We start from the raw sequence: 291 nt of genomic DNA, 5'->3' as shown, positions 1-291 counted from the left end.
GCATCCTGGAGCAGATCCAGGAGGCCGAGTCAGAGCTGACCAGCAGTCTCTCACAGCCCACCGGCAAACTGAGGATTTCACTGCCCGTCATTGGCTACCGCCTGTTGCTCCCCGTCCTCACCGCCTTTAGCCGTCTTTATCCGCAGGTTGAACTGGATCTCGACTTTAGCGACCGGCTGGTCAATCTGATCGATGAGGGAGTTGATGTCGCTATCCGCAGCGGTGAATTAGTGGACTCCCGCTTGATCGCCAGAACGCTGGGAGGCTTTCGTTTTGTGCTCTGTGCCAGCC

1 protein-coding gene is annotated in these 291 nt (G+C 57.7%); it reads left to right on the top strand.

All coding sequences use genetic code 11. The features are described from left to right. A partial coding sequence (locus ACNQ0T_RS23950; protein ID WP_417930466.1) for a LysR substrate-binding domain-containing protein occupies positions 1-291 on the top strand: 291 nt, incomplete at both ends.

It is taken from the genome of Enterobacter cloacae complex sp.6700776, assembly GCF_048284255.1.
Lineage (GTDB): Bacteria > Pseudomonadota > Gammaproteobacteria > Enterobacterales > Enterobacteriaceae > Enterobacter > Enterobacter intestinihominis.
This window is presented reverse-complemented; position numbering and strand designations above follow the sequence as displayed.